The organism is Burkholderia sp. E168m15 (genome assembly GCF_016586105.1).
GTDB lineage: Bacteria > Pseudomonadota > Gammaproteobacteria > Burkholderiales > Burkholderiaceae > Burkholderia > Burkholderia orbicola.
This window is the reverse complement of the sequence record NZ_BCPO01000154.1, coordinates 37590-46901: the sequence shown is the minus strand read 5'-3', so window position 1 is coordinate 46901 and position 9312 is coordinate 37590. Positions and strand designations below refer to the sequence as shown.

General features: G+C 66.8%; 7 protein-coding genes and 2 pseudogenes. 6 read left to right on the top strand and 3 right to left on the bottom strand.

Going from position 1 to position 9312, the window contains the following annotated elements; all coding sequences use genetic code 11:
* The coding region (locus JMF86_RS22690; RefSeq protein WP_201317154.1) for a glycosyltransferase family 4 protein at positions 1 to 2257 on the top strand (2257 nt) is incomplete at its 5' end.
* Positions 2258 to 2638: 381 nt separating this feature from the next.
* Here JMF86_RS22690 and JMF86_RS22685 read toward each other — a convergent pair.
* Entirely contained in the window at positions 2639 to 3814 is a 1176-nt protein-coding gene (locus JMF86_RS22685; RefSeq protein WP_011548080.1) for an acyltransferase, read from the bottom strand.
* Between the two features lie 219 nt (positions 3815 to 4033).
* Between JMF86_RS22685 and JMF86_RS22680 the strand changes: the two genes are divergently transcribed.
* Together JMF86_RS22680 and galU are read left to right on the top strand one after the other, a co-directional pair.
* Positions 4034 to 4177, top strand: coding sequence for a hypothetical protein (locus JMF86_RS22680; protein ID WP_006479318.1), 144 nt, complete (start codon positions 4034 to 4036; stop codon positions 4175 to 4177).
* Between the two features lie 230 nt (positions 4178 to 4407).
* Positions 4408 to 5295 carry a UTP--glucose-1-phosphate uridylyltransferase GalU gene (gene galU / locus JMF86_RS22675; protein WP_011548079.1) on the top strand — a complete coding sequence of 296 codons (888 nt, stop codon included), beginning with the start codon at positions 4408 to 4410 and terminating at the stop codon, positions 5293 to 5295.
* Between the two features lie 373 nt (positions 5296 to 5668).
* Here the strand turns inward: galU and JMF86_RS22670 are convergent, their stop codons facing one another.
* A complete protein-coding gene (locus JMF86_RS22670; RefSeq protein WP_011548078.1) occupies positions 5669 to 6787 on the bottom strand; it encodes an acyltransferase in 1119 nt (372 codons plus the stop codon).
* 267 nt (positions 6788 to 7054) lie between these two features.
* Here JMF86_RS22670 and JMF86_RS22665 point away from each other — a divergent pair, with 267 nt between their 5' ends.
* The 3 genes and pseudogenes from JMF86_RS22665 (at position 7055) to JMF86_RS22655 (ending at position 8631) form a co-directional block, all read left to right on the top strand.
* Positions 7055 to 7504, top strand: coding sequence for an HU family DNA-binding protein (locus JMF86_RS22665; RefSeq protein WP_011548077.1), 450 nt, complete (start codon positions 7055 to 7057; stop codon positions 7502 to 7504).
* Positions 7505 to 7724: 220 nt separating this feature from the next.
* A pseudogene (locus JMF86_RS22660) lies at positions 7725 to 7814 on the top strand (ATP-binding cassette domain-containing protein); the annotation flags it as partial.
* Positions 7815 to 7862: 48 nt separating this feature from the next.
* Positions 7863 to 8631 (top strand): annotated as a pseudogene (locus tag JMF86_RS22655) (AadA family aminoglycoside 3''-O-nucleotidyltransferase).
* A 175-nt stretch (positions 8632 to 8806) separates the two neighbouring features.
* On the opposite strand, the gene JMF86_RS22650 reads toward JMF86_RS22655, so the two are convergent.
* Complete coding sequence (locus JMF86_RS22650) at positions 8807 to 9280, bottom strand: VOC family protein (RefSeq protein ID WP_011548076.1); 474 nt, start codon at positions 9278 to 9280, stop codon at positions 8807 to 8809.
* Positions 9281 to 9312 lie beyond the last annotated feature (32 nt).

Here is a 9312-nt window from a genome sequence, read left to right as displayed (position 1 = left end):
GTGCTTTCCCGACGCGGACCTGTTCAGCCTCGTCGATTTTCTCGACGACCGCGCATTCGTGCGCGGCAAGCCGGTGAGGACGTCGTTCATCCAGAAGCTGCCGTTCGCCCGCACCAAGTACCGCAGCTACCTGCCGCTGATGCCGCTCGCGATCGAGCAGCTCGACGTGTCCGAGTACGACCTCGTGATCTCGAGCAGCCACGCGGTCGCGAAGGGCGTGCTGACCGGGCCGGATCAGGTGCACATCAGCTACGTGCATTCGCCGATCCGCTATGCGTGGGACCTGCAGCACCAGTATCTGGAACAGTCGAACCTCACGCACGGGCCGAAATCGCTGCTCGCGCGGATGATCCTGCACTACATCCGCAACTGGGACACGCGCACCGCGAACGCGGTGGACGGCTTCGTCGCGAACTCCGCGTTCATCGCACGGCGCATCAAGAAGGTCTATCACCGCGACGCGGCGGTGATCTTTCCGCCGGTCGACGTCGACGCGTTCTCGCTGAACGCGGTGAAAGAGGATTTCTACCTGACCGCGTCGCGGATGGTGCCGTACAAGAAGATCGACCTGATCGTCGAGGCGTTTTCGCGCACGCCCGAGCGCAAGCTCGTCGTGATCGGCGACGGCCCCGAGATGCAGAAGATTCGCGCGAAGGCCGGCCCGAACGTCGAGATCATGGGCTACCAGCCGTTCGCGGTGCTGCACGACCGGATGCGGCGCGCGAAGGCGTTCGTGTTCGCGGCCGAGGAGGATTTCGGGATCTCGGTCGTCGAGGCGCAGGCGTGTGGCACGCCGGTCATCGCGTACGGCAAGGGCGGTGCGCTCGAAACCGTGCTCGACCCGCAATCGAACCTGCACCCGACCGGCCTCTTCTTCGACGAACAGACGCCGCACGCGATCGTCGCGGCCGTCGACGATTTCGAGCGTGCGCCGCAGCGCTTCACGCCTGACGCGTGCCGCGCGAACGCGGAGCGCTTTTCCGCCGACACGTTCCGGCGGCGCTTTCTCGACTACGTGGAGCAGGCGCTGCCCGGTTCGACCGCGCAGCGCGGCACGGCTGCCCCGCTGCCGGCCGCGCGCGGCCCGGCGACGCTCGTGCTCGACCAGAGCGGCGTGCTCGGCGGCGCCGAGCTGTCGCTGCTCGAGATCATGAAACACATGCGCGCGAACGCCGACGTGCTGCTGTTCGCCGACGGTCCGTTCCGCGCGGCGCTCGACGAGATCGGTGCGCGCGTCGACGTGGTCGAGCAGGGTGCGCTCGCGGGCGTGCGCAAGCAGGGCGGCGTGTCGTTCGGCGCGGTGAAGCAGCTCGTGCGGCTGGTGCGCGACGTCGCCCGGCGCGCGCGCCGCGCCGAGGTGATCTACGCGAACACCCAACGCGCGATGGTGGTCGCCGCGCTCGCCGGGCGGCTCGCGCGCAAGCCGGTGGTCTGGCACCTGCGCGACATCGTCAGCACCGATCATTTCGGCGGCAAGCAGTTGAAGGCGATCAAGTATTGCGCGCGGCTCGGCGTCACGCGCGTGATCGCGAACTCCGACGCTTCCGCGCAGGCGTTCCGCGCGCTGACGGGCTTCACGCCGCAGCACGTCGACGTCGTGTTCAACGGCATTTCGGCCGAACCGTTCGACGCGCTGGAAGGCGTGAGCCAGGCCGCGCTGCGCGCGCGCCTCGGGCTGCCAGCGGACGCCTGGCTGGTCGGCTCGTTCAGCCGTCTCGCACGCTGGAAGGGGCAGCACGTGCTGCTGGAGGCCGCCGCGCGGCACCCGGACATGCATGTGGTGCTGGTCGGCGCGCCGCTGTTCGGCGAGGACGACTATGCGGCGCAACTGCACGAATTCGTCGCGCAGCACGGGATGGACGAACGCGTGCATTTCCTCGGGTTCCAGCGCGACGTGGCCGCGTGCATGACGGCGGTCGACGTTGTCGCGCACACGTCGATCACGCCGGAGCCGTTCGGGCGCGTGATCGTCGAGGGGATGCTCGCGCGCCGGCCGGTCGTCGCGGCGCGGGCGGGCGGCGTCGTCGAGATCATCGAGGACGGCGACAACGGGCTGCTTTGCGAGCCGGGCAACGCGGCCGCGCTGGCCGATGCGCTGGCGACGCTCAAGCGTGACCGCGCGCTGCGCGAGCGGCTCGTCGCGAGCGGGCGTGCGACCGCGGTGCGCCGGTTCGGGACCGAAACCTACGTGGAGCGGGTCGAGAAGATCCTCGCGGATACGGCGAAAGCCGCCAAGGCCGCGAACGCGAAGAAGTAGCAGCCGGCGCGAGCCGGCGGGAAAGGGGCCCCCATGCGGCGTTGCGCTGCGCGGGGGCTTTGCTTTTCAGCGGGCGAGGTGTCTGGCTCCGGCAGACGGGTGTGTTTGCGTCGCGAATCCGCGGCGGGCGCGAGCGTGGCCGACCGTCATCTGAAACCCGGATCGAGCCATCGGCAACGCGAAGCGGGCAGGCGGACCGTTGAAGTCGTGCCGCGGCAAACCCCGCAGAGACGGCTTACGCGGGGCGTAGCGCGGTCGGAGAGCGGCAGGCTGCCGTTCCTTGTCGAACCGGCCCGCGACCGCGTGCCGGCCGTGAAAAAGCCCCCGCGCAGCGAGACGCCGCACGAGGGCTCCGAGACCGGACGGGCCGGCCGGCCCGCGTCAGACGGCCTGTTCGGGCGTCGACGCGACGACGCGGGCGGCGCGGGTCGGCTTGAAGCTGGCCGACCACATCATCGCCGGTCGTTCGAACATCCGGTAGAACAGGTACGCGACCGGAATCGCGACGGCCATGAACGCGAACGACGGCCAGATCGACAGTTGCAGTTCGGAGTGGAACAGCACCGAGCCGAGGCAGACGAACAGCGGCAGGTGGATCAGGTACAGCGAGTAGCTGAAGTCGCCGAACCAGCTCAGCACGCGCAGCGGCGGCGTCGGGCGCGGCGGGCGGGCGAGCGCGCGGTACAGGAAGCACGCGAAGCCGGCCGACCACAGCTGGAATGCACCGTACTGGCCGACATGGAACGCGCCGCAGCCGGCGGCCAGCAGCACGGCGGCCGCGACGTACCACGCGCGCGACGGCACGACGGCCGTGTCGCGTGACTGCTGCGCGCGCACGTCGGCGATCCATGCGCCGATCGTCCAGGACAGCCAGTACGACGTGAAGAACTGCAGGTCGTGCCGTTCGAGCAGCCACGCCGACGCGACGTTGACGAGCGCGACCGTGGCCACGACCGCCGGCATGCCGATGCGCCGGCGAAGCGCGAACAGCAGCGGATAGATCGCATAGAACTGCACTTCGAGCGACAGCGTCCACAGTGCGCCGTTCGACCCGTACGTGTAGCCGGCGACGCCCTGCAGCGAGAACAGGTTCACGAGGAACGCGACCAGGCCGACGTCGCGGATCTTGTGGCTGACGGGCTCGATCTGCAGGCTGACCGCGTCGAGCGCGAGCGTGAACAGCAGCGCGGCGAGCAGCACCGGGTAGATGCGCGCGAAGCGGCGCACCCAGAAGTTCGGCGCGTCGAGCCGGTACGCGGGGTTGGCCGCGAGCTTGAGCGCCGCGTTGCGGTGGATGCAGTAGCCGCTGATCACGAAGAAGATCGGGACGCCGGCGGAGCCCCATGCGAACGGGAAGGTCAGGTAGCCGGCGATCACGCCCGGGCTGAGTGCATGACCGTAAGCATGATGGAAGCTCTGCATGCCGACCCAGACGACCTGGCGGCAGTGGAAATAGGCGACGAGCAGCGCCGCGAAGCCGCGCATCGCGTCGATCACGTGTTCCTTGTGATCGGCGACGGGCGGCGCGGCCAGAGACGATCCGCTGAAAGCTTGCATGCGATTCGATTCCTTGCGACGGATGGACGGGAAGTTTGATCCAATCGTAATGCGCAAGAATTCGGTCAATGAATAAAAAAATCTCGCCCGGAAATATCGGTATTCCACATCATGGATTTATCCCGGCCGCGAAAGCGGTTCGTCGAGGGGCGCGAATTATTTGCCGATTTTTTTCTGATAGTTTGAAAGCTCCAGTTGATTGATGCAAGGAGCGGCAAGATGGACATGCATTGGATCGCGAGCGCTGCAGTACTGCTGGTCATGGCCGTTCTGTCGGCGTACCGCGAGGCGCTGAAGAACGAACCGATCCGCCCGGGCCTCGAGCGGGGCGGCGTGCCCTATATCGAGGAATTCGAATCGTAAGAATTTGTATCTGGAAAATCGGTAATTTGTTTCTGCTTCGGCAATCGGTTCGGCAATATCGACCGAATTGAAACGATTATATTTTTTCCGGAATAATTGGGCAATCAGTTCATATCGAAAATGAGCGGAGCGGAATTGGCAGTGCCGTCGATTCTCGATATGCCGTTCGGAACACAATCGCGCCGGGTCGCGGGTCGACGCGGCGCAGTCAACGCTATCAGGATGCGAACATGTTGAAAGTCACCAAGGCCGTGTTCCCCGTTGCCGGTCTCGGCACGCGGTTCCTCCCGGCAACGAAGGCGAGCCCGAAGGAAATGTTGCCCGTCGTCGACAAGCCGCTGATCCAGTACGCGGTCGAGGAAGCGATCAACGCCGGTATCACCGAGATGATCTTCGTCACCGGGCGCAGCAAGCGCGCGATCGAGGATCATTTCGACAAGTCGTACGAGATCGAGGCCGAGCTCGAGGCGCGCGGCAAGGAAAAGCTGCTCGAGCTCGTGCGCGGCATCAAGCCGAGCCACGTCAACTGCTTCTACGTGCGCCAGCCGGAAGCGCTCGGCCTCGGCCACGCGGTGCTGTGCGCGGAGAAGCTCGTGCACGGCGAGCCGTTCGCGGTGATCCTCGCCGACGACCTGCTGCACGGCGAACAGCCGGTGCTCAAGCAGCTCGTCGACGTGTTCGACCACTATCACAGCTCGGTGATCGGGGTCGAGACGATCCCGCGCGAGGACAGCCGCTCGTACGGCGTCGTCGAAGGCCGGGAATGGGAAGAGGACATCATCAAGCTGTCGGGCATCATCGAGAAGCCGGCGCCGGAGGATGCGCCGTCGAACCTCGGCGTGGTCGGCCGCTACGTGTTCATGCCGACGATCTTCGATCACCTGCGCAAGCTCAAGCCGGGCGCGGGCGGCGAACTGCAGCTCACCGACGCCGTCCAGTCGCTGCTCGCGAACGAACAGGTGCTCGCGTATCGCTACTACGGCACGCGTTTCGACTGCGGCAGCAAGATCGGCTATCTGAAGGCCACCGTCGAGCTCGCGCTCCAGCATCCGGAAGTGAGCCGCGAATTCGAGGCGTACCTGCGTACCTGCTTGCCCGCGCTGGCTGCCGTCGCTTAAAGCGGCCGCGCGCTCCGTCGTTTCAGGTGGTGGTTGTTCCGTTGGCCCCGGCCGCTCGCGCGCCGGGGCTTTTTTGTTTTTGCGGGCGCCCGAGCAGGATGCGCGACGTCTCGGTTGGCGTGCCGCGAACGTGCGGCAGGCGGTGTCCCGCGATGCGTGACGCGTACCGACGAGGCCGGACGTCGCGCGTGAAACCGGTGCCGAAGCATGCGCCGCGTGACCGGATCGGTGGAGGGGTTGCGCGGCATGCACGACACTCGCACGGGTGTCGCGCGATGACGCAGCGGCGGCTGCCATGCAGCCGGCCCTCGGGTGTCGCCGATATCGAAGCGTTCCCGTCCGGCTTTCGCCGTACGTCGCTTTCGCGTGCCGCTCAGCGCGGCGACGCGCTCGGCTGCGTGGCGAAGTGCCGGGCCAGCAGCGCGGCGATCGGCTTCTTGAAGTCGAGCAGCCGCTTTTCGAGATAACGCCAGGACAGGTGCGCGAGCAGCACGGCGAGCGCGAATTGCAGCATTTCCGGCAGCGCGTCGCGGACGATCTCCGGCATCGGCACGTGCGCGAAGGACGCGGGCAGTGCGCCGAAGCGCGCCGGAATCAGGTTGTGGAACAGATAGAAGCCGTAGCTGATCGTGCCGAGATAGGCGAGCGGCGCCCAGTCGAGCAGCGCGACGACGGGATGCTCGGGCGCGCTGACGATCCACAGCATCAGAGCGGCGAGCGACGCCGACAGGCCGAGATCCGCGAGCCCCGCGACCGCATCGGGCAGCGCCGTGAACGCCGGCAGCACGAGGAAGAACACGACGCCTGCCGCGCCGAGCCAGCCGGGCGGCACGCGGCGCGCGGCCGTCGCGCCGCGATCGGCGAGCGCCATCGCGCCGACGCCGCCGAGCGCGATCAGCGCGAAATTCCACGGGGAAAACGCGTAGATCAGCACCGGCGACGCGTCCGACAGGTAGAGCGCGAGATGCGCGATCGCGCACAGCACGACGGCCGCGACGCCGAGCGCGACGTGTCGCGCGGCGGGCACCGTGAGCAGCGCGAGCGGTGCGATCAGATAGAACTGCTGTTCAACGGCGAGGCTCCAGAAGTGCGACGTGGAGCCGGGCCAGCCGTCCTTGACGACGCCGATCCAGTAATTCGACAGGAACGCCGCGTGCCATGCGAGCCCGAGATTGACGCCGCGCTGGTAGAACAGCGCGTGTGCGATCGCGAGCGCGGCGAGCAGCAGGTAATACACGGGAAAGATCCGCAGCGCGCGCTTCGCGAGGAACAGCGCGAGTGCGTGACGGCGCGTCATGGTGCCGCGCTCGACCGCCTGGCGGTTGCGATGCAACTCGCCGACGATCAGGAATCCGCTGATGAGGAAAAACGTCCACACGCCGAGCTTGCCGACGTCGACGGCAAGGACATGGCCCTTGTGGGACAGGAAAACGAGGATGACGGCGAGGGCTCGCAGGCCGTCGAGTCCTTTGACGTATCTGACTTCGCGCATGGAGGCATCCGGGCATTGAGCGTGCCCAGTATAGGTGCGCAAATATCGAACGTAATTCGCGTTCGGACACGTTTGAGCCCATACGTGAAGGTGTTTTTGGATGCTCGAGCGTCGATGAAGTCGGTCGCGCGCAACAAAACCTGCGGGAAACCCCGCGAAAACGCATAAAAGTACTGCACGAAGCGTCAAGGCGCTTGTAGAATCCGGCGTTGAAGCGCGCGCGTTGCACGCTTCGTGTATCCAACGACCACACCTGGTAGGAGAAACATGGCGACTTCCGCAAAAAAGGTGGCCAAGAAGGCTGCCGCACCGGCGACCAAGAAAGTGGCTGCCAAAAAGGCTGCGCCCGCGAAGAAAGTAGTGGCCAAGAAGGCTGTCGCGAAGGCAGCACCGGCTGCTCCGACGCCGCTGAAGGACAAGTTCACGAAGGCATCGCTCGCAACGCACATCGCTGAGCGCGCAGCTGTCGAAGTGAAGGCGGTCAAGGCAGTGCTCGTCGCACTCGAGAACGTCGTGCTGGGCTCGGTCCACAAGAAGGGCGCAGGCGAGTTCACGCTGCCGGGTCTGCTGAAGATCACGGCGCAAGTCGTGCCGGCGAAGAAGAAGCGCTTCGGCAAGGATCCGTTCACGGGCGAAGAGCGTTGGTTCCCGGCGAAGCCGGCCAGCGTGCGCGTGAAGGCACGTGCGCTGAAGAAGCTGAAGGACGCGGCGGCGTAATGCCGCGCAACGACTGCCGAATGCATGTCGGCAGCCGTTGCGATGTCCCGAGATCCCCGTACGCGAAAGCGTGCGGGGATTTTTATTGCGCCGCGCAAAGCGCGCGGTAGCGAACAGGCGGCGTCGCGATGACGGGTTGCCTGACGCGTGGCACGCGGCGGATCGTATGTCGCGCATCTGCATCCCCATCGCCGAGCGGCGAGCTTCGTTCGCGCGACGCATGTCGGTGTCGGTGCGGCAGGGCGAAACGCTCGACATCGTCGGCGAATCGGGAGCGGGGAAGTCGACGCGCGCGATGGCGCTGCCCGGGTGTTGTTTCTTCGCGCTCCGTCGGGCGCGCATCGCCAGGTTTGTCGTCGTGACGGGCTTCATTCCGCACGACATCGCCGCACAGCTCGCCGCCGCGCGCGCCGTGATCGAACGGCACCTCGGTGCGACGCTGCAAGCGGTCCATCTGTTCGGATCGGCGCTCGACGGCGGCCTGAAACCGCGCAGCGACATCGATTTGCTGGTGACGGTCGCGGTGCGCCCGGACGAAGCGGTGCGACGCGCACTGCTGTCGGACCTGCTCGGCGCGTCGGCGCCGCCCGGTTGCAGCGGTGGCATGCGCGCGCTGGAGGTCACCGTCGTCGCGCACGACGACGTGGTGCCGTGGCGTCATCCGGCGCGACGCGAGTTGCAGTTCGGCGAATGGCTGCGCGGCGATCTGGAAGCTGGCATCGTCGAGCCGCCGCTGGTCGATCACGATCTGGCCATCCTGCTGACGAAGGCGCGGCAGCACGGTGTCGCACTGGTCGGGCCGCCTGCGGACGTGCTGTTCGAGCCGGTGCCCGCGCGCGACCGTTGCGCAGTGGGAAGCCGAACCGGACTGGCGTGGCGACGCGTGCAACATCGTGCTCGCGCTCGCACGCATCTGGTACAGCGCCGCGACCGGCGCGATCGCGCCGAAGGACGTCGCCGCGACGTGGGTGCTGGAGCGCCTGCCGGACGTGCACCGGCCGATCGTAGCCGCTGCGCGAGCGGCCTATCTCGATGGCGAAGCGGGCGCGGCAATCCTGTCGGGCGGACCGCTGGCCGAATTCATCGGCTACGCGCGGCGGACGGTCGAGTCGATGCTGTCGGCGTAGCGACGGGCGCCAGCGACGTACGCAAACGACGTACGCCAATGACGTACGCCACCGGGTTACCGGTCGGCCCACGGATAGCAAACGCATGCAAGCCCGCTACACGCGCAGCCCGTCGAGCCGAGCCCGTGCAGACGACCCGGCGCGGCGTCACGCGAGTGCGGCCCGACGCGCTCCGTCAGCCCGCGGTGCCCGCGAAGGCTGCCTTCAGCGCGGCGTCGTCGAACTTGGTCATCTGCATCATCGCGGCGGCCACGCGTCCCGCCTTGACCGCGTCGCGATCGGCCATCATCGGAATGAGCGCCTCCGGAACGATCTGCCATGACACGCCATAACGATCCCGCAACCAGCCGCAGCCGTCGGCCGTGCCGCCGTTGTCGAGCAGGGCGCTCCAGTAGCGGTCGAGTTCCGCCTGGTCCGCGCAGCTGACGAGCAGCGAGATCGTGTGGTTGAACGCCTCCGTGCGCGGGTGGCTCATCGCAAAAAATGGCTGCCCGAACAGATCGAATTCGACCATCCGCGTGCTGTCGGTGCCGGGCACCGCCGTGACGCGCACGATGCGCGAATCCGGAAAGATGCCGGCATAGAAGGCCGCTGCTTCTTCGGCTTCCGTCGAATACCAGAGAAAAGGCGTGATCTTCTGAATCGTCATGACGAGTCTCCTGTCTGTATGGGTCCGGGGCA

Coding starts and splice junctions, on each gene's coding strand:
- JMF86_RS22650 (WP_011548076.1), bottom strand. CDS start 9,280: ATGACGATTCAGAAGATCACGCCTTTTCTCTGGTATTCGACGGAAGCC.
- galU (WP_011548079.1), top strand. CDS start 4,408: ATGTTGAAAGTCACCAAGGCCGTGTTCCCCGTTGCCGGTCTCGGCACG.
- JMF86_RS22670 (WP_011548078.1), bottom strand. CDS start 6,787: ATGCGCGAAGTCAGATACGTCAAAGGACTCGACGGCCTGCGAGCCCTC.
- JMF86_RS22685 (WP_011548080.1), bottom strand. CDS start 3,814: ATGCAAGCTTTCAGCGGATCGTCTCTGGCCGCGCCGCCCGTCGCCGAT.
- JMF86_RS22680 (WP_006479318.1), top strand. CDS start 4,034: ATGGACATGCATTGGATCGCGAGCGCTGCAGTACTGCTGGTCATGGCC.
- JMF86_RS22665 (WP_011548077.1), top strand. CDS start 7,055: ATGGCGACTTCCGCAAAAAAGGTGGCCAAGAAGGCTGCCGCACCGGCG.